Annotated in this window: 18 protein-coding genes; 14 read left to right on the top strand and 4 right to left on the bottom strand. The window is 62.8% G+C overall.

From position 1 onward, the window contains the following. Window positions 1-21: 21 nt before the first annotated feature. The 4 genes from BBIA_RS11320 (at window position 22) to BBIA_RS11335 (ending at window position 3,156) form a co-directional block, all read left to right on the top strand. On the top strand, window positions 22-321 hold the full coding sequence (locus BBIA_RS11320; protein ID WP_033494075.1) for a PTS sugar transporter subunit IIB: 300 nt from the start codon (window positions 22-24) through the stop codon (window positions 319-321). Between the two features lie 72 nt (window positions 322-393). Continuing rightward, window positions 394-741 carry a PTS sugar transporter subunit IIA gene (locus tag BBIA_RS11325; RefSeq protein ID WP_033494077.1) on the top strand — a complete coding sequence of 116 codons (348 nt, stop codon included), beginning with the start codon at window positions 394-396 and terminating at the stop codon, window positions 739-741. Between the two features lies 1 nt (window position 742). Further along, on the top strand, window positions 743-2,176 hold the full coding sequence (locus tag BBIA_RS11330; protein WP_033494079.1) for a 6-phospho-beta-glucosidase: 1,434 nt from the start codon (window positions 743-745) through the stop codon (window positions 2,174-2,176). A gap of 128 nt (window positions 2,177-2,304) precedes the next feature. Further along, a complete protein-coding gene (locus tag BBIA_RS11335; RefSeq protein ID WP_033494081.1) occupies window positions 2,305-3,156 on the top strand; it encodes an HAD family hydrolase in 852 nt (283 codons plus the stop codon). Between the two features lie 81 nt (window positions 3,157-3,237). On the opposite strand, the gene BBIA_RS11340 is transcribed toward BBIA_RS11335, so the two are convergent. Further along, complete coding sequence (locus BBIA_RS11340; protein WP_081892354.1) at window positions 3,238-4,356, bottom strand: LacI family DNA-binding transcriptional regulator; 1,119 nt, start codon at window positions 4,354-4,356, stop codon at window positions 3,238-3,240. 108 nt (window positions 4,357-4,464) lie between these two features. Further along, entirely contained in the window at window positions 4,465-4,725 is a 261-nt protein-coding gene (locus BBIA_RS11345; protein WP_033494083.1) for an HPr family phosphocarrier protein, read from the bottom strand. 264 nt (window positions 4,726-4,989) lie between these two features. Between BBIA_RS11345 and ptsP the strand changes: the two genes are divergently transcribed. After that, window positions 4,990-6,639 carry a phosphoenolpyruvate--protein phosphotransferase gene (gene ptsP, locus BBIA_RS11350; protein WP_033494084.1) on the top strand — a complete coding sequence of 550 codons (1,650 nt, stop codon included), beginning with the start codon at window positions 4,990-4,992 and terminating at the stop codon, window positions 6,637-6,639. 83 nt (window positions 6,640-6,722) lie between these two features. On the opposite strand, the gene BBIA_RS11355 is transcribed toward ptsP, so the two are convergent. Further along, window positions 6,723-7,655, bottom strand: a complete 933-nt coding sequence (locus BBIA_RS11355; RefSeq protein ID WP_033494086.1) for an ArsR/SmtB family transcription factor — start codon at window positions 7,653-7,655, stop codon at window positions 6,723-6,725. 222 nt (window positions 7,656-7,877) lie between these two features. On the opposite strand from BBIA_RS11355, the gene BBIA_RS11360 reads away from it, so the two are divergent. The 8 genes from BBIA_RS11360 to BBIA_RS11395 all read left to right on the top strand — a co-directional run bounded on the left by BBIA_RS11360 (window position 7,878) and on the right by BBIA_RS11395 (window position 18,394). Further along, a complete protein-coding gene (locus BBIA_RS11360; protein WP_033494087.1) occupies window positions 7,878-9,122 on the top strand; it encodes an ABC transporter substrate-binding protein in 1,245 nt (414 codons plus the stop codon). Window positions 9,123-9,257: 135 nt separating this feature from the next. Beyond that, window positions 9,258-10,133, top strand: coding sequence for a carbohydrate ABC transporter permease (locus tag BBIA_RS11365; RefSeq protein WP_033494089.1), 876 nt, complete (start codon window positions 9,258-9,260; stop codon window positions 10,131-10,133). 16 nt (window positions 10,134-10,149) lie between these two features. Next, a complete protein-coding gene (locus tag BBIA_RS11370) occupies window positions 10,150-10,983 on the top strand; it encodes a carbohydrate ABC transporter permease (RefSeq protein WP_033494091.1) in 834 nt (277 codons plus the stop codon). Between the two features lie 75 nt (window positions 10,984-11,058). Next, the gene (locus BBIA_RS11375; protein WP_033494093.1) at window positions 11,059-12,867 is read left to right on the top strand and encodes a glycoside hydrolase family 2 protein; all 1,809 of its coding nucleotides are present in this window, start codon (window positions 11,059-11,061) and stop codon (window positions 12,865-12,867) included. After that, on the top strand, window positions 12,864-14,342 hold the full coding sequence (locus BBIA_RS13525; protein ID WP_051924019.1) for a family 43 glycosylhydrolase: 1,479 nt from the start codon (window positions 12,864-12,866) through the stop codon (window positions 14,340-14,342). Before BBIA_RS11375 ends, BBIA_RS13525 begins: the two co-directional genes overlap by 4 nt. A gap of 114 nt (window positions 14,343-14,456) precedes the next feature. Further along, the gene (locus tag BBIA_RS11385; RefSeq protein ID WP_033494094.1) at window positions 14,457-15,011 is read left to right on the top strand and encodes a YbhB/YbcL family Raf kinase inhibitor-like protein; all 555 of its coding nucleotides are present in this window, start codon (window positions 14,457-14,459) and stop codon (window positions 15,009-15,011) included. 28 nt (window positions 15,012-15,039) lie between these two features. Further along, a complete protein-coding gene (locus tag BBIA_RS11390) occupies window positions 15,040-16,707 on the top strand; it encodes a C69 family dipeptidase (RefSeq protein WP_033494096.1) in 1,668 nt (555 codons plus the stop codon). A 169-nt stretch (window positions 16,708-16,876) separates the two neighbouring features. Beyond that, a complete protein-coding gene (locus BBIA_RS11395) occupies window positions 16,877-18,394 on the top strand; it encodes a formate--tetrahydrofolate ligase (RefSeq protein WP_081892356.1) in 1,518 nt (505 codons plus the stop codon). A 159-nt stretch (window positions 18,395-18,553) separates the two neighbouring features. Here the strand turns inward: BBIA_RS11395 and BBIA_RS11400 are convergent, their stop codons facing one another. Then, on the bottom strand, window positions 18,554-18,901 hold the full coding sequence (locus tag BBIA_RS11400; protein WP_033494100.1) for a phenylpyruvate tautomerase MIF-related protein: 348 nt from the start codon (window positions 18,899-18,901) through the stop codon (window positions 18,554-18,556). 233 nt (window positions 18,902-19,134) lie between these two features. Here BBIA_RS11400 and BBIA_RS11405 point away from each other — a divergent pair, with 233 nt between their 5' ends. Continuing rightward, window positions 19,135-19,671 carry a GtrA family protein gene (locus BBIA_RS11405; protein WP_033494173.1) on the top strand — a complete coding sequence of 179 codons (537 nt, stop codon included), beginning with the start codon at window positions 19,135-19,137 and terminating at the stop codon, window positions 19,669-19,671. Window positions 19,672-19,701: the final 30 nt, after the last annotated feature.

A 19,701-nucleotide genomic window follows, 5' to 3' on the forward strand; every position in this document is an offset into this window, starting at 1 on the left:
TCACAATCAAAGGAGATCATCATGAAGATCGTACTGTGCTGCTCCGATGGCATGTCCACCAGCATCCTGGTCAAGAAGATGCAGGACGCGGCCGCCAAGCGTGGCGAGAACTTCGACATTTCCGCCATGCCGGTCTCCACCCTCGAAACCAACGCGCAGGACGCCGACGTGATCCTGCTCGGCCCGCAGGTGCGCTACATGCTCAAGGACATCCAGAAGGAGTTCCCGAACAAGCCGGTCGAAGTCATCGCCCCGCAGGACTACGGCATGGCCCGTGGCGACAAGGTGCTCGACTTCGCGCTCAAGCTCGCCGGCAAGTGATCGATCGCCGCATCCGACAAGCAACGACAAGCAAGCACGAACCGATAACGAACCGACAGAAAGCGTAACGAAATGGCAGACGAAGAGAAGTTCGATCTGGAAACCACCTGCTTCCAGCTGATCACCGCGGCCGGCACCGCCAAGTCCGACTACATGGAGGCCCTCAACAAGGCCAAGGAGGGCGACTTCGAAGGCGCCCAGGAGTCCATCGACGAAGGCGACAAGAGCTACCGCGAAGGCCACGCCGTGCACTCCAGCCTCGTCCAGCGCGAGGCGGCCGGCAACCCGGTCCCGATGGGCCTGCTGCTCACGCACGTCGAAGACCAGATGATGGCCGCGGAAGTGTTCCGCGCGATGGTCGTCGAGATGATCGACCTGTACAAGCGCCTCGACGGCAAGACCGAAGGTCAGGAAGCCTGACATGAAGTTCCCCGACGGATTCCTCTGGGGCGGCGCGGTCGCCGCCCACCAGCTGGAAGGCGCGTGGAACGTCGACGGCCGCGGGCCGAGCATCTGCGACGTGCTGACCGGCGGCGCGCACGGCGTCAAGCGCGTCATCACCGCCGACGGCGTGGAGCCGGGCAGAAACTACCCGAACCAGCGCGGCATCGACTACTACCACACGTTCCGCGAGGACGACGCGCTCTTCCAAGAGATGGGCTTCAAGTGCTTCCGCACCTCCATCTCGTGGTCGCGCATCTTCCCGAACGGCGACGACGCCGAACCGAACGAGGCCGGCCTCAAGTTCTACGAGGAGCTGTTCAGCGACTACCGTGCCAAGGGCATGGAGCCGGTGGTCACGCTCTCGCACTTCGAAATGCCGCTGGCCCTCGCCAAGCAGGGCGGATTCACCAACCGCAAGGCGATCGACTGCTTCGTGCGCTTCGCCACCACGGTGATGGAACGCTACAAGGATCTGGTGAAGTACTGGCTGACCTTCAACGAGGTCAACAACCAGATGGAAATGCACACCGAGATCTTCCCGTACACCAACTCCGGCATCATCCCCGACCCGAACGACACCCCGCACGAGGTCGAGCAGAAGGTCTGGCAGGCCATCCACAACGAGTTCGTCGCCAGCGCGCTCGTCGTGCGCAAGGGCCACGAGATCAACCCGGACTTCAAGATCGGCTGCATGCTCGCCATGGTGCCGATCTACCCGGCCACCTGCAAGCCGGACGACGTGATGCACGCCGAAGTCCTGATGCGCGACCGCCTGCTGTTCGGCGACGTGTACAACTACGGCGAATACCCGCACTATCTGACGCACCGCTGGGAGCGCGATGGATTCGACATCAAGATGGAGCCCGGCGACGCCGACATCATCAAGCACGGTATCGTCGACTTCATCTCGATCAGCTACTACATGTCCGCCGCCGTTTCCGCGGAAGCGGTCAAGGACTGGGACGGCCACGGCCTGCCCGGCCAGGTGAAGAACCCGTACATCGCCGCCACGGACTGGGGCTGGCAGATCGACCCGGTCGGCCTGCGCTACACGCTGTGCACGCTGTACGAGCGCTATCGCAAGCCGATCTTCATCGTCGAGAACGGCATCGGCATGTACGAGACGCCCGACGACCACGGCTACGTGGCTGACGACGCGCGCATCGACTATCTGCGCTCGCACATCGAGCAGGTTGGCAAGGCGATCGCGCTCGACGGCGTGGAGGTCATGGGCTACACCGTGTGGGGCTGCATCGACGTGATCTCGTTCGGCACGGGCGAAATGAAGAAGCGCTACGGCATGATCTACGTCGACGCCGACGACTACGGCAACGGCACGTACAAGCGATTCCGCAAGAAATCGTTCAACTGGTACCGCAAGGTCATCGCCAGCAACGGCGAGGATCTGTAGGCCGTCGGGCCTTCGGGCTTCCGATGGCGGCAAGGGCCGGGATGACGCATGCATCCCGGCCCTTGTTTCATAAGAAACATGCGCGATGAAACATTCGCGGGCGCAGGCCCGGAAGGGAGCGCAACGCCATGTCGCGCAAACTGATTCTGCTGGACATTGACGGCACGCTGGTCGGCCGCACGCACCGCATCCCCGCCGACGCGGTGCTCGCCGTGCACGCCGCGCAGGCGAACGGCCATCTGGTGATGATTTGCACGGGCCGTGCGAGACCGGAGATCGAAGACCATATCCTCGCCCCCGGATTCGACGGGGTGATCTCCTCCGCGGGCGCCTGCGCCGAGGTCGGCGGCAAGGTGCTGTCCGAAACGTTCATAGAGCCCGAGGTCGTCACCCGCGTGACGCGGATCTTCGAGCGGCTCGGCGTGGACTACGTGTGGCAGTCGTCCAAGGGCATGTGGGCCACGTCCGGCTATCTGACGCGGGTGAACATGCGCGAGCGGTTCGCCAAGCCATCGCGGGAGTCGACGCTGGAGTATTGGCACGGCATCGATCGGATGCGCGATCGCGCGGTCGCGCTCGGCAAGCCGATCGGCGAGCTGGTGCCGGCCAGCAAGGGCACGTTCATGGTGCCGCAGTGGTCGAAGCTCGGCGTCGATGACGTGCGCGAGGCGATCGGCGACTATCTGACCGTGATCAACGGTTCGATGGGCATGTTCGCCAAGGTCAACGGAGAGGTGATGATCCCCGGCATCACCAAGGGTTCGGCGTTGCATGGGGTCGCCGAAACGCTGGGCGTGAGCGAAACCGACACGATCGCCGTCGGCGACAGCGACAACGATCTGTCGATGCTCATGGTGGCCGGAGTGGCCGTGGCGATGGGCAACGGTACCGATTCCGTGAAGGAGGTCGCCGATTTCGTGACCGGCGACGTGGACCAGGGCGGATTGCTCGACGCGTTCACGCGGCTTGGTCTGATCTGACGATTGGCCCGACGGTCCGTTTCGGCGTGCCGATCCGACCCGCCGATTCGGTGCGAACCGTCCGACTGGCACGCCCGTCCGTCAGTCGCCGGTCGACCCGCGCGCGACGAGCTGCGGCGGCAGCGTGATGTGCGCGGGGGCGGCCGGTCCGGCCGCGATCAGCCGCAGCGCTTCGGCGACGATCTGCTTGACCGGCGGTCGAACGGACGTCAGCGGCGGCATGGTCGTCAGCGCGAGCGGCGAATCGCCGTAGCCGATGATGCGCACGTCGCCGGGCACGGCGAGTCCGAGCGCGTCGAGCGCGACCATCGCGCCGAACGCGACCGTGTCGTCGCAGCAGATCAGCGCTTCCGGCCGCAGCCGATACAGGTCGTCGCGACCGGACCGGTCGAGCGCGTCGCCGAACAGCCGCATCGTGCAGTGGAATCCGCGCTGCACGGTCTTTTCGCCGAACTGATTCCACGCGCGGTCCGTATACAGCGCATACGATCGCACCTGCGTGTGGAACATCGCGAACAGTTCAGCCGATTCGAACGACATGTCGTGATTCGCAAGATACGCGACCGATCGAACGCCGGATTCGGCGAGATGACGCACGCTCATCTCCATCGCTGCGTTGTCGTCGATGCTCACCATCGACGTGCGGAACGAGCGCTGCCTGCCTCCGACCTGCACGATCGGGATCTGCCGCGCGTGGCGTTCCAGCGTGGCGGCGAGTTCCGCGCCGGGCGCGGTGACGATGATCAGCCCGTCGACGTTGCGCGCGATCAGCGATTCGATGCGTTCCTCCTGCTTTTCCTGCGTGGCACCTATGCCGAGCAGGAGCTGCTGCGAGTCGACGTCGGTGAGCGGTTCGAGCTCGTCGAGCAGCTGCGCGCTGAGCGGGTCGGTTGCGGACGGGATGATGAGTCCGATCGTGTTCGTCACGTCGCTGCGGAGTGCGCTGGCCGCGTAGTTGACGGAATAGTTGAGTTCTTCGGCGGCGGCGCGCACGCGGCGGGCGATGTCGTCGTCCTTGGCCCGCTTGCCGGACAGCACGCGCGAGACAGTGGCGGTGGAGACGTTGGCGAGCGCGGCGACGTTGGTGATCGAGGCGGAGGATGACGATGACGAGACGGCTGGTTTTGCCGATGTGTTGCCGGTTGCGCCGGTTGATGTCGATGCGGCCGTCGGCTGCGGTGTCGTGCTGGTCGTCGTCATGTTGCCTCCTTACTGTGTCGCCCGTGAAACATCCGGAGAACAAGTACGGCCGCCCGGTATCGCGGACGGCCGTCTCAAAAGGATAGGATAGAAAAGGAAAGAGTCAGATCACTCGGCCGAAACGAGGATGTTGGTCAGGTTGTCGGCCACGGCTTCGGCGTTGTCGCCCTCGACGTTGACCTCAACGGCGTCGCCCTGCTTGATGCCGAGGCCCATGACGGAGAGGATGGAGCCGGCCGGAACCGGGTTGCCGCCCTGCTTGGCGATGGTGACGGTGCAGCCGGAGGCGGTGACGGCCTGGGCGAACTGCGCGGCCGGACGAGCGTGAATGCCGACGGGATCGTTGATGGTGATGGTGCGGGTAACCATAAGGACACTCCTTTGCGTCGATGTACTTGGCTGTTACAGCGCGGCCGCGATGGCTGCTGATTGAGCAGTATAGCACGGGTTCCGACCGCATTTCTGAAAACGTTTACTGTTGGCGTGTCGCTGTTTGGTCGGCGTATACTAGCAGACGTTTGAAAAACATTTACCGGCGAGGACGTCGGTGATTGCAGGTGGGTGACCGCTCGCGCGGGAATCCGCCCGAAGGCTTCATAACCAAACAACCAGACCACGAACAAAGGAGATCACATGGAAATCAAGGGTGTTGGCATTGGTCGCGGAGTTGCCGTCGGCCCCGTCATTCGCATGGCCGCCCCGCTGGCCGAACCGTCTGATGCGCCGCGTTCCGCGGACATCTCCGCAGAATCCGAGATCGAGCGCGTCACCAAGTCGCTGGCCGTCGTGAACGCCGACCTGGCCCGCCGCGCCGAAGAGGCCGCCAACGGCGACGAAGGCGCCAAGCAGGCCGCCCCGATCCTGCAGGCCATTTCCATGTTTGCCTCCGACCCGTCGCTGGCCGAGGGCATCAAGACGTTCATCAACGAGGGCAAGACCGCCGAGCGTGCCGTGCTTGACGGCTTCGGCGCGGTCGAGGCCATGTTCAAGGCCATCGGCGGCTATCAGGCCGAGCGTGCGGCCGACCTGCACGACGTCGGCCAGCGCGTCATCGCTGACCTGCTCGGCGTGCTGGCTCCGGGCGTTCCGGTCTCCGAAACCCCGTTCGTGCTCGTCGCCGAGGATCTGTCTCCCGCGGACACCGCCGCGCTCGACATGAACAAGACGCTCGCCATCGTCACCTCGCAGGGCGGCCCGACCTCCCACACCGCCATCCTCGCGCGCGCCCGCGGCATCGTCGCCGTCGTCTCCGCCGCCGAAGCCGCCGATCTCAAGGACGGCGAGCAGGTGATCGTCAACGCCGCTGCCGGCACCATCACCACCGATCCGACTGCTGAGCAGATCGAAGAGGCCGAGCACGCCAAGGCCAAGGCCGCCGCTGCCAAGGAGCTGCGCGGCAAGCCGGGCGCCACCAAGGACGGCCACCACGTGCCGCTGCTGGCCAACGTCGGCAAGCCGAAGGACGCCGACCCGGCGCTCGAGTACGGTGCCGAGGGCGTGGGCCTGTTCCGCTCCGAGTTCCTGTTCATCGGCAACTCCGAGCCGCCGAGCGTCGAGGACCAGACCAAGGCGTACGCCGAGCTGCTGTCCCGCTTCCCGGGCAAGAAGGTCGTCATCCGCATGCTGGACGCCGGCGCGGATAAGCCGCTGCCGTTCCTGACTCCGGAGGACGAGCCGAACCCGGCCCTCGGCCTGCGTGGTCTGCGCACCCTGCGCGAGCACATGAACGTGCTCGAAGGCCAGCTCAAGGCGCTCGCCGCCGCTGACGCTCAGACCGACGCCGACCTGTGGGTCATGGCCCCGATGGTCGCCGACGAGTACGAGGCCGACTACTTCGTCAAGCTCGGCAAGAGCTTCGGCCTCAAGAAGGTCGGCGTGATGGCCGAGGTCCCGTCCATCGCCCTCATGGCCGACAAGGTCGCGCAGGTCGCCGACTTCGTCTCCATCGGCACCAACGATCTGACCCAGTACACGATGGCCGCCGACCGTACGCTCGGCTCCGTCGCCAACTACCAGACCGCATGGCACCCGGCGGTGCTGCGCATGATCAAGCTCATCGCCGACGCCGGCAACAAGTACGGCATGCCGGTGGGCGTGTGCGGCGAGGCCGCGGCCGATCCGGATCTGGCCGTCGTGCTCGTCGGCCTCGGCGTCAACTCGCTGTCCATGACCCCGGTCGCCCTCGACGACGTGCGCGCCGAACTCGCCAGCGTCACCTTCGAGGAAGCCAAGGAGAAGGCCGCCAAGGCCCTCAACGGCGACTTCTACAAGCCGGCCAAGTGAGCTCATCGCTCTAATCCGACCACCTAGTACAACGGGATCGACCGCCTTCCGCGGCCGGTCCCGTTTCGCATCGGATGTCGAAGTCAGTCGGCGTCGGGGGAGTTTGGTTCGGTGTAGTAGAGCGTCATGGTGATGTTCTGCGGGTGGTTGCCGAAGTCCTTGCCGAAGATGGTCAGGCCGCCGCGGTGCACGGCGTCGGGCAGGACGCCGATGCGCAGCGTGATGAAGGGGGAGTCCTCCAGCCGCAGGTCGGCAAGCGTGGTGTCGGAGACCTTTACGCCGTCGAGGCCGCTGTCCTCGTTGTTGACGCGCAGGTGCTTGAGCAGACCGTACTGGCTGAACCGTTCGTTCCACCACAGCGGGGTGAGTTTGCCTCGCACGTCGGAATAGTTGCCCGGGCTGGTCCACGTGGTGATGTTGACCCCGTTGATGAAGAACGTGATGTCGCTGGGCCATTCATTGTTGCTGCCGGGATATTCGCTGGACAGTTCCATGGAGATGTCCAGCATTTGCGCCGTCTGCCCCGGCTCGAGCGTATTGGGGATCTTGTATTCGACGTAGCCGTTCGACAGCCAGAGCAGGGATGCTTTGGTGCGCTCGCTGGATGCGAACACGCGCGGTTCGTCGAGCTGTCCGATGACCGCGTCGCGGCTGGCGAGTCCGCAGGTTGGTTCGACGCTGAAGTCGGTGTAGTAGCCGAGCCGGATGTCCTGCGTCTTCTGTTTGTAGGGCAGATAGATTTTGCGCGGGAAGACGATGTTGGCGTGATCGACGCGGAGTGTGTAGTTTTTCTTGCGGTTGTCGTCGGTGCGCACGCTGCGATCTATTTGGATGAGCCCGGCGTCCTCGAGCTGTGCGATGTGCCGTGATAGGACCGCCTTGCTCAGGTTGAGCTGTTCTGCGAGCTCGCTGGCGGTGTGGTTCTTTTCCGAGAGCAGGTTGAGGATGTCAAGTCTGGTTTGCGATGCGAGTGCCTTGTATACGGCGAGGGACTCCTTGTCGAGTCTGAGTTCCATGGTCGTCAGCTCCTTTGCGGGACATGAAATAGTTTACTTTTTAGGATACCATATTCAGTTTAATGATTGCACAAATAGGCAATCGTTATGTGAATAGTTCACCTTCGACACACCTTCATAATACACTGCCTGCGAGCTTGCAAACGCTGAAATGCCGCGCTATCTTAAGTATCAGCTCGAGGTTGAGCTTAAGGAAACAGGAAACACCAATGGAGGAAAAAGATGAACAAGTTTGCTAAGTTTGCAACTATCTTGATTGCCGGCGCTCTGACGGTCGGTTCGCTTGCTGGCTGCGGAACCAGCACTGCGAAGTCCGAGAGCTCGAACGAGATCCTTCTGTGGGGACAGCAGACCGGACCGGATGCGGAGAACGCTAAGAAGACGTTCGACGCCTACAATGCGACGAACCCGAAGTACAAGGTCAAGTTCGTGACCATGAAGAAGGACACGTTCAACGCCAAGCTCGCCACGGCGGGCCGCAGCGGCAAGGACGTTCCTGATCTGGCGATCGTCGCCTCCGAGGAGGTTCCGAGTTGGCACAGCCAGAACCTGCTTGTGGACTGGGGTTCCTCGTTGGATGGCAGCAAGGTGACCGCGGACGCCTACATCCCGTCCGCGTGGGAGGCCGGCCAGGCCGACGGCAAGCAGTACGGCATCCCGAGCATCATTGGCTCGTGGATCATGTACTACAACAAGGATCTGGTCGACAAGTACGTGCCCGGCGCCCTGGACGACAACATCGTCACGTTCGACGAGATCGAGAAGGCCGGCGCGGCCGCGAAGGCCGACGGCGTCTACAGCTACGCGAACAGCTGGGGCTTCCAGAACTACGACAACCTGTACCTGCAGATGGGCGGCAAGTGGCTCGGCTCCAACGGCAAGATCAGCGTGAACAACGATACCTCCAAGAAGGTGTTCGAGGAGTTCCAGAAGCTGTACAAGAACGGCTGGATGGTCCCGAACGGCGAGGACGTGACCAAGACCTTCCTCAACGGCAAGCTCGTGTTCATGCCGGAAGGCTCGTGGTCCCTTGCCAACATCAAGAAGGCGAGCTTCAACTGGGGTGAAACCGTCGTGCCGCAGTGGGACGCCAAGCATCTGGTCCAGTGCTCCGGTGCGGATCAGTTCGTCATCATCCGCTCCAAGGCCGCGCGCTCCGAGGAGAAGATGAAGGGCATGGTCGACTTCATGTCGTGGATGCAGAACAACCAGCTTGAAATGGTCCGTTCCGGCGCCAACCCGTCGTCCGTCGCGATGCTCGACAACGAGGAATACACGAAGATGCCGCAGTCGTTCCTGCTCAAGGACGAGAACATCCGCAAGGCGATCAACATCATCACCACCCCTGGCCTGAGCTACGTGAACTCCGAGATCGACAACCGCAACTGGGACATGATCGAGGGCAAGGCCGACATTGCCCAGACCATGGATGAGATCCAGCAGGTCGCCGAACAGAAGATGAAGTAATACCGACGCCCTTGTCCGTCTCCGCCGATTCGACAGCCGTGTCTCCCGCGTCGTCGGAAGAGCCCGTCGAATCGGCGGTTATCCGTGTCCGACTCATTTGGGTCGATTTGTTTCAGTGCGTAAAGGAACGTTCCCATGAAAAAGAAGCATCAGGGATTATGGTCGCTGCTGTTCCTCGGCCCTCACATGATCCTGTTCATTCTGTTCTTCCTGATCCCCGCCGTATTCGGCATCTACATCGCGTTCACTGACTGGGATCTGTTCGGAACCCCGCAGTGGGTCGGTTTCAACAACTTCAAAGAGATACTGTTCGACAGCAAGTCGATCTACCACACGCAGTTCATGAACGGAACCCGCAACACGATCCTGTTCGTGATCTTCACCGTGCCGCTGTGCGTGATCGTCCCGCTGGTCATCGCCACGATGATTCAGGCAAAGCCCAAGCTGTACAAGCTGTTCCAGTCGCTGTTCTACCTGCCGACGCTGTTCGCCGTGTCCGCGGTCATGCTGGTCTGGAGCTTCCTGCTGAGCCTGTCCTACGGCCCGCTGCCGAAATGGTTCGGCCTCAAGATCAACATCACGTCCACGCAGCCGTGGGCATGGGTCGCGCTCGTGCTTATCACCGTATGGTGGTGCGTCGGCCAGAACCTCATCATCTACGTGGCCGCCCTCAACGGCGTGCCGGTAGAACAGGTCGAGGCCGCGAGAATCGACGGCGCGGGCAACTTCACCATCTTCATGAAGATCCTCATGCCGAACATCCGCTTCCCCTTGTTCTTCACCCTCGTGACCACCACCATCGCCCAGTTCAACGTCTACGGCCAGCCGCTCATGCTCACCAACGGCGGCCCGAACAACTCCACGCGAGTGCTCATGATGGACATCCAGAACAACGCTTTCGGTGCCGGCATTCCGACCGCCGGCATGGCGTCCGCCATGGCCGTGCTGCTTGGCCTGCTCATCATGCTCGTGTCCGTCGTCCAATTCGTCGTCATGCGCCGCCAGGACTAGCGGAAAGGAACCCGTCATGCAGTATTCGAAAGCCACGAAGATCATCTTCTTCACCATTCTTGCCATACTCGGCGTGCTCTGGATGTTCCCGATCGTCTGGGCCATCTTCACGTCCTTCAAATCCAACGACGAGATCATCAGCTCCGACTTCCAGCTTCTGCCCCAACACTGGACGCTCGACAACTACAAGGAACTGACCGCCAGCAACGAGCAGACGCCAGTGTTCAAATGGTTCCTGAACTCGCTGATCATCTCCTCGTGCCAGACGCTGCTGGTGCTCGTCGTCGTGTCGCTGGCAGCCTACGGCTACACGCGGCTTCAGTTCAAGGGCCGTGACGCGCTGTTCAACTTCCTGCTCGCCACGATGATGTTCCCTGGCGTGCTCAACCTGATCCCGAACTACAAGATCATCGACACGCTCGGCTGGACGAACACGTTCCTTGCGGTCATTGTCCCCGGTGCGGCAGGCGTGTACAACATCTTCCTCGTCCGGCAGTTCGTCGTCGGTATCCCGCACGAGCTGGACGAAGCGGCGATCGTCGACGGCGCGAACGAATGGCAGATCTTCCGCCATGTTATTCTGCCGTTGATCCGCCCGGCGCTTACCGTCGTCGCCCTGTTCACGTTCACCGGCGCATGGAACGATTTTCTGTGGCCGTCCGTCGTCATGACCGACGTGGACACCATGCCGATCACCCCCGGCCTGCAGCTGCTGCAGGGGCAGTACCTCACCTTCCCGGGCGTGGTTACCGCCGGTTCACTGCTCGCGCTGATCCCGATGCTGCTGCTGTACGTGTTTGCCCAGAAGTACTTCATGCAGGCCATGGCACTGAACAGCGGCATCAAGTAACCGAAAACATACCCTTATGAATTTCCGTGCGCATTGCTACTGAATGCGCACATGATCGTGAAAGGACCAACAACAATGACGTTGCGCACCGAATATCCGCGCCCCCAGTTCCGACGTGACGAATGGACATGCCTGAACGGCGAATGGGAGTTCGCGTTCGACGACGACAACCGCGGCCTCGACGAGCATTGGCAGGAACGGACTGATTTCGACCGTCGCATTCAGGTTCCGTTCGCCTACCAGAGCAAGCTCAGCGGCATCCACGACGTCAGCCGTCATGACGTCGTCTGGTACCGCCGCTACTTCGTCCAATCCCGTCCGGACGACGGCAATCGCGTGCTTCTCCACTTTGGCGCCGTCGACTACGAAGCGACCGTATTTGTCAATGGCCGGCAGGTCGTCCATCATATCGGCGGCAACACGCCGTTCTCTGCGGACATCACCCCGTATCTGAACGAGGACGGCGAGCAGTCGATCGCCGTGCGCGTCTGGGATCCGCAGGACGACGAGCGCATCCCGCGCGGCAAGCAATACTGGAACGGGCCGTCCGCCGGTATCTGGTACACGAACACGACCGGCATCTGGCAGACCGTCTGGTGCGAGACTGTCAGCGCCAAGCGGCTCGACGACGTGCGCATCACGACCGACATCGACCGCGGCCTGATTCGCTTCGATGCGACCGGCGCCGGCATGCGATCCGGAGACAAGCTGCGCTATCGCATCTCCTACCATGACGTTCCGGTCGCGGACGGCGAGCTGACATGGCGTTCCGACGAACTCGTGTGGGAAGTCGACTACGTGCAGAACCACATCTTCCGTACGGGATTCCACAACGAGGACGAACCGCTGTGGTCGCCCGAACACCCCAACCTCGTCGACGTGGCATTCGACGTGATCGACGGCGGCGACGGACGGACGACCGACCATGTAGATTCGTACTTCGGTATGAGGAAGATCCACATCCAAAACGGCATGACTTACCTCAACAACCGCCCGTACTACCAGAAGCTCGTGCTCGACCAAGGCTACTGGCCCGACGGCCTGCTCACCGCTCCCGACGACGACGCCTACCGCAAGGACATCGAACTGTCCAAGTCGATGGGCTTCAACGGCTGCCGCAAGCACCAGAAGATGGAAGACCCGCGATTCTTGTACTGGGCCGACAAGCTCGGCTACATCGTATGGGGCGAATGTGCGGCCGCGCCGGCGTACACCAAGTCCGCCGTCGACCGGCTCATGCGCGAATGGCAAGAAATCGTCGACCGCGACTACAACCATCCCAGCATCGTCACCTGGGTGCCGTTCAACGAAAGCTGGGGCGTGCCATTCATCCGCTCGAACCGCGAACAGCAGCACTGCACGCAGGCGTTCTACCACTATCTGCACTCCATCGACCCGACCCGGCTCGTCGAATCGAACGACGGCTGGGAACAGACCGAAACGGACATCTGCGCGATCCACAACTATTCACACGGGCAAAGCGCGGACGGCGGCGAATACGCCGAATATCGTGCCATGCTCGCCGATCGCGACGGCCTGCTGCGTCATCCGTCGACCTGCCGTGACATTTACGCATCCGGTTTCTCCTACCAGGGCGAGCCGATCCTGCTGACCGAATTCGGCGGCATCGGATTCGACGTATCCGGCGAACCAGGCTGGGGATACACCTCCGCCGCCAACGAAGAACAGTTCCTGAAGGACTACGCGCGCATCATGGACGCCGTGTACTCGTCCAAAGCGCTGTGGGGCTACTGCTACACGCAGCTGACCGATGTGGAACAGGAAATCAACGGACTGCTCACTTATGATCGCCAACCCAAGTGTGATCCGAAGGCGATCAAGGCCATCAACGACCGCTACCACACCAACAGGATCGTCCAATGAGCACCCGTCTGCTTCGCGGCATCCGCGCGATCGCCGCTGCCACGGCGGCCGCGCTGCTCCTGACCGGCTGCTCGATCCTGCCCTCCAGCGCGGGAGCAGGGTCGAGCGCCGGCACCACCAACAGCATGAGCGACGTAAGGAACGGCAACATGATCACCAACGGGCTTGACGCCGCCGGAGCGGACCCCGCCATCATCCACTACCACGGCAGCTACTACTACGTAAAAGTCGACAACGGGACCATCGTCCTCGTCAAATCCAACTGGCTGGGCGACATCTCCACCGGCGAAACGGCCACCGTACTGGAGGAAGGCAACGGGCTGGAACAGTACTGGGCGCCGGAACTGCACCGGCTCGACGGCGCATGGTACATCTACGTCGCCGCGCAGAAAGTCGGCGATACCATCCACCGCACATACGTGCTTTCCAATCATGCGGACGACCCGATGAGCGGCGAATGGCAGATCGAGCCCATGGGTGGCATGGACGACAAGTTCGCCATTGACGCGACCGTCGTCGAGACGAAACGCGGTCGCTGGCTCGTCTGGTCCGGCTGGGAAGGCTACGAAAACGTGCAGCAGAACCTGTACATCGCGCGCATGGTCTCCCCGGTCGAAGTCAAGTCGGAGAAAATCCTCATCTCCGAACCCGACCATGATTGGGAGCGCGTCGGCGACCCGAAGGTCAACGAAGGCCCCGCGGCGATCGTGCACGGCGACACGGTCAACCTCACGTACTCCGCCTCCGGCAGCTGGACCGACGATTACTGCATCGGCCTGCTCACCGCATCCGCCACGGCCGATCTGTCCGATCCGTCCGCATGGACCAAACATGATAAGCCGATCCTGAGCAAAGGCCACGGCATCTACGGTCCAGGCCACAACAGCTTCGTCGAATCGCCCGACGGCAGGCAAACGCTCATGATCTACCATTCCGCGCGCTGGAGCGGCGGCGGCTGGAACCGGTCCGTGCGCTTCCAGCCGGTCACGTTCGACAAGAACGGCGCGATCGAACCGATGGACATTCAATACTCCAACCAGATGGTTCCCGTGCCGTCCGGCGAGCCCGAGCGCACGCGCGCATTGCCGGACGACATCGACATACCCGAATCGAACCGCGACGACGTGACCGTGGTCAAGGACGGGCTTGCGGTCTCCGGCAAGGCGATCGGCGGTCTCGAAGACGCGTCCCGCAGCGTGTCGTGGACGTTCGACGTGCCGAAGGACGGCGACTATTCGCTGTTCGTCTGGAACCGGATGGAAAAGCTGCGCGACGAAAGCGAAACGTCCGACGTGACGCTCACCGTAGACGACGGGGAAGGCATGACCAAGACGATCTACCAGACCGCCTACTACCAGCCGACCGGCATGCGCGTGCGGCTGACCGCGGGCAGGCACACGTTGAAGGTCTCGTTCAACTCGATCGGGAATCCCGTGCGCGTGGACCGCATGGAACTTATGCCGAGCGACAAGTGACGCAGCGCGATTCTACGGATCGGACTTGGCTGATCGGACCAGGCCAGCTGAACCTGGCCGATCAGGCCGACCCGACGTGCCGACGTGTTACACGTTGGTGCGTACACTGGGCACATGAAGATTTCCGCTGATTTCACGGTTGTTCCCGACGACTTCGCCAAGGCCGCGGCGGCGCCCTACCGCAACGGCGGCGTGCCCATCGTCTCCTTCCCGTTCTACATCGACCAGATCGAGCCGGAGGCCCGTTACCTGCACTGGGCCTTCACCGACCCGGACTCGATCCCCGTGTGCGGATTCGAATGGATCCACTGGACGGTCGCGAACCTGCCCATCGACGCGCTCATGTACGACTTCAACGACTCGCACGCGCTGTCCATTCCGCCGGACTTCTCCCGCCAGCTGCCGGCCATGATCCCCGAGGCCGTGCAGGGCCGCAACTCGTCCGCATCCAAGTTCGTCGGCCGCGACAACGACCCGGCGATCACCATGCGATACAACGGTCCTCAGCCTCCGGACAAGGATCACGACTACTACCTGCACGTGTGGGCCACCAAAGAGCCGCTTCCCGGCCTCAATCAGGGCTTCTGGCTCAACGAGCTGCTTCATGCTCTGAGAAATTGCGACGAAACGCCCGATCAGGGCGGTATCTTCGTTACCGGCAAAGCGTGATTCTCTGAGAAAGGAAGCAACAGCAACTATGGCCTGCACCACGATTCTGGTCGGCAAGGACGCGAGCTACGACGGCTCGACGATCATCGCCCGCAACGAGGACAGCTCGAACGGCGAGTTCTGCCCGAAGCGCTTCGTCGTCGTCAAGCCGGAGGAACAGCCGAAGCACTACCGCAGCGTCATCTCCCACGTCGAAGTCGATCTGAGCGACGAAGAGCCGCTGCAGTACACGGCCGTGCCGAATGCGGATCTCAAGGACGGCATTTGGGGCGAGGCCGGCGTGAACGAGGCGAACGTGGCGATGAGCGCCACCGAAACGCTCACCACGAACGAGCGCGTGCTCGGCGCCGACCCGTTCGTCGTGCGCAAGCCTGCACGCGGCAAGGAAGGCGACGCCGATTACGAGCCGGAAGTCCCCGGCGGCATCGGCGAGGAGGACTTCGTCACGCTCGTCCTGCCGTACGTCAAGACCGCGCGCGAGGGCGTGCAGCGTCTCGGCGCCCTGCTCGAGCGGTACGGCACGTACGAGATGAACGGCACCGCGTTCTCCGACGCGGACGAGATCTGGTGGATGGAAACCGTCGGCGGCCATCACTGGATCGCCAAGCGCGTGCCGGACGAGGCGTACGTGACCATGCCGAACCAGCTCGGCATCGACGAATTCGATCTCGACGACGCGCTCGGCGAGCAGGAGAACCACATGTGCTCCGCCGATCTGGCCGAATTCATCTCCGACAACCATCTCGACCTGTCGGTCGAATCGACCACGCCGTTCAACCCGCGCGACGCGTTCGGCTCGCACTCCGATCAGGACCACGTGTACAACACGCCGCGCGCATGGGCCATGCAGCGCTTCCTCAACCCGTACGACGAGGTCTGGGACGGCCCGGACGCCGACCACAAGCCGGAATCCAACGACATTCCGTGGGCCCGCCAGCCCGAACGCAAGGTGACGATCGAGGACATCAAGTGGGTCCTGTCGAACCACTATCAGGGCACTCCGTACGATCCGTACGGCAAGCTCGGCGACGAGCACACCAAGCACATGTACCGTCCGATCGGCATCAACCGTCAGAGCCAGCTGTCGGTCATGCAGATCCGCCCGTACCGCCCGCAGGTCGACCGCGCGATCCAGTGGATCGCCTACGGCTCCAACCCGTTCAACACGCTCGTGCCGTTCTATCCGAACGTCGACGCGACCCCGAAGTATCTCGAGGACACGACCACGCGCGTGACGACCGAGAACTTCTACTGGGAGAACCGCGTCATCGCCGCGCTGTGCGACGCCGCGTTCGGCGACACGTCGAACGCCGTGGACCGCTACCAGCAGAAGACTGGCGCGTTCGGCCACCGTCTGATCTCCGATACGGACGCCGCGATCAATGCGATCGACGGCGTGTGGCCGGAGTCCGCGGAGGATGTTGCCGAGGACGAGGCCGAGAACGCTGCGGCCGAGGCCGTCGACGAGCTTGATTTCGACGATTTCGACGGTACCGACGACGAGCGCGACGTGCAGCCGATGGATCCGGACGAGATCGTCGAGGCGACCCGCAACGCCGCCGTGCGCGAGACGCTGGCCGCCGCCAACCAGCGCATGGCCGACGTGCTCAAGGACGAAACCGACCAGCTGCTCGACTCCGTGCTCTACACGGTGAGCATGAAGATGAAGAACGGCTTCCACCTGTCCGACTTCTAGATTGCTCTATAACTCTCGGCTCCCCTTGCCAGGGGAGCTGTCAGCGCAGCTGACTGAGGGGTAGTCAGAAGGTGAGACCTATAATTTTCTGATTATCTCTTAATCTCGCTGCGCGAGCCCATTTCCCCTGACAAATGGGGACCCAGTAGGTGAGAAAGGATTCCCGTCAATGACCACCATCGAGGATTTCACCAGCCAGTACGGCCTGGTCAAGAAGATCGACGCATTCGGCTACATGGACTACCTCAAGTCCAACCCGGACGCGCCGCGCAAGCACGGCAAGGTCGTGCTCGTCACCGCCGACACGCCGCTCAAGAGCGTCCCGCGGCGAAGGCAAGACCACCACGACCATCGCCTCATCGACGCGCTGCGCGCCCGCGGCATCGACGCGACCGCCGTGCTGCGCCAGCCGAGCATGGGCATCACCGCGGCCGGCTCGAAGGGCGGCGCGTCCGGCGGCGGCAAGGCGTCGCTGACCCACCCTGAGCTCATCGACTGGGGTCTGTGCGGCGAAATGGCCGCCATCGCGGCCGCCCAGAACCTGCTGGTTTCGTTCGCTGAGAAGGCGATCGACGAGGGCAAGCTCGACACGATTCTCGTGCCGCGCGTGTCCGAAGTTCCGTCGCGCTCCCTGCGTTCCATCACCGTGGATGCCGGCAAGAACAACGTGGCCGAGAAGGTCGTGCTCACGCCGACTTCTGAGCTCATGCAGATCGTCGTCCTGTCGCGTTCGATGGACGAGCTCGGCAAGCGCGTCGCCGCGATGATCGCCGGCACGAAGGACGGCAAGCCCGTCCAGTTCGGCGAGTTCATCGACCTGTGGCGCATCACCGACATGCTCGCTGACGCGGTCAAGCCGGCCCTGACCGAAACCGTGAATGGTTCCCCGGTGTACGTGCACGGCGGCCCGTTCGCGAACGTGTCGATCGGAATCCCGACGCTCGTTTCCGTGGAGATGGCGTGCGCGCTGCACGACGTCGTCATCGTCGAAGCCGGCTACGGCACCGACGCGGGCGCGCAGAAGTGGCTTGACATCGCCTGCCGCGAGTACGGCGCGCAGTGGCCGTCGGCCGCGGTCGTCGTGACTCGCGCTTCGACGTGGCGCGACGATCCGGAACTTGCGTGGCGTTACCCGTTCCACGTGAACCGTCTCGAAAAGCTCGACATCCCGGCGTTCCCGCTGATCAACCTGTGGGAGGGCGAGGACGATCAGGTGCCGTCCCTGCGCGAGACCGCGGCCAAGCTCGGCTTCCGCGATCCGATCGTCGGCAACCTGTACCGCGACGGCGGCGAGGGCCTCGCCGACCAGATCGACGCGTTCGCCGACGTGCTTGCGAACGCCGCCGCTCCGGCCGCGCGCGACAGTCACAGGGGCATGCCGCTGATCGACAACGTCAAGTGGGTCGCCGAGAACGCGTACGGCGTGCCGGCCGACCGCGTGGTGCTCAAGGACGGCTTCCTCGACTCGCTCGGCGAGGCCTCGGAACTGTGCAAGGACGCGGGCCTCTCGCTCGACGACCTCGCGCTGGTCGCGGTCAAGTCGCCGGCCACGATGACCGACAACGACCGCGCGCCGGAGGCCGAGCGCACCGTGACGCTCAAGAAGGTCGAAGTGCATGCGGGCGCCGGTCTGGTCCACGTGAACCTGACCACGTCCCTGACCACCCCGATGCCGAAGATCGTCTGATTGGCGGAGAGGAAAGTGCGTCGTAAAGCTGGCGGCAGCCTCGGCCCCCTCGGCTGAGGGGGCTGTCAGCGAAGCTGACTGGGGGAGCGTACGACCCGTGGCCTACCTACTCTGTGTAGGCCTGCGGTGGTTGCTCCTCCAGTTTTTTATAGGTGGCAACTAGAAATTGCTGCCGTTCCAACCCCAGTCGGTGGTGGCGGTGTAGCGGATGTACGTGCGGTCCTCCGGAATGCCGAGCGTGGAGTTGAGCGCGGCCATGATCGACTCGGTGAGCTTCTCCCATGCGGAGCCCGGCACGGAACGGCCGAACACGTTGACCTCCACGTACGCGGCCGGCTTGGAATCGTCGCCGCCGAAGTAGATCGGCATCTCATCCTCGAACGGGCACATCAGCCAGCCTTCGGACTTGCCGGGCACGGCGGTGATCGCCTTGCCGTACGCGGCCTTGAGCGCCTCGCGCTGCTCGGGCGTGGTCTTGACGGAAACGTGGGTGTGAATGACGGGCATGATTCCTCCTTGATTGGATTGACAATCGTCGCTTTCCATCCTAATCATTCCGTGTGCGGGCAAAACGTGGCGTCTTTTCCGCGGCGTGCGGCGGCATCGTGCAACACAAAATGTGTGGCAAATTTGCACGGCATGATCATGCGGCGAAACCGTGCGGATCGGGACAAGTCGTCGGCTCGAGTCATCGCCGCCGTGTTAAATGGTTCCCCGTGAAGAAACTGATAGCGCAGCTGATGAAGTTCGGCATCGTGGGCGTGATCGCCTTCGTGATCGACTGGGGCATCCTCAACCTGCTGGTCGGCGTGTTCCATATGCACAACGTGCTGGCCGCCACCATCTCATTCCTCATTTCGCTGGTGTTCAACTATCTGGCGAGCATGAAATTCGTGTTCAAGCACCGTCCCGACATGGCCCGGTGGATGGAGATCCTCATCTTCGTGGGCGCGGCCGTGGTCGGACTGTTCATGAACGACGCGATCATCTGGATCTCCACGTACGGCATGAACCACGACGCCTACTGGTCGCAGCACGCCGAATACCTGCTGCGCACCAACATCGGCAAGCTCGTCGCCACCGCCGTGGTGATGGTGTGGAACTTCTGCATCCGCAAGTGGCTGCTCGACGACACGCACACCAACGCCATGAACCGTCTCAAGAAGGCCGAGAACCGCCTCACCGCCGAGGAGCTCGAGGCCAAGTGGGAGCGCAGCTTCTCCCACCGGCTCGGCCTGTGGTCGCTCGAGCACACGCCCAAGGGCTGGCCGAAGTAGGCCATAGACCATAGATGCGGGCAGGCGCGT

Origin of the sequence: Bifidobacterium biavatii DSM 23969, from assembly GCF_000741165.1 — a bacterium.
Taxonomy (GTDB): domain Bacteria; phylum Actinomycetota; class Actinomycetes; order Actinomycetales; family Bifidobacteriaceae; genus Bifidobacterium; species Bifidobacterium biavatii.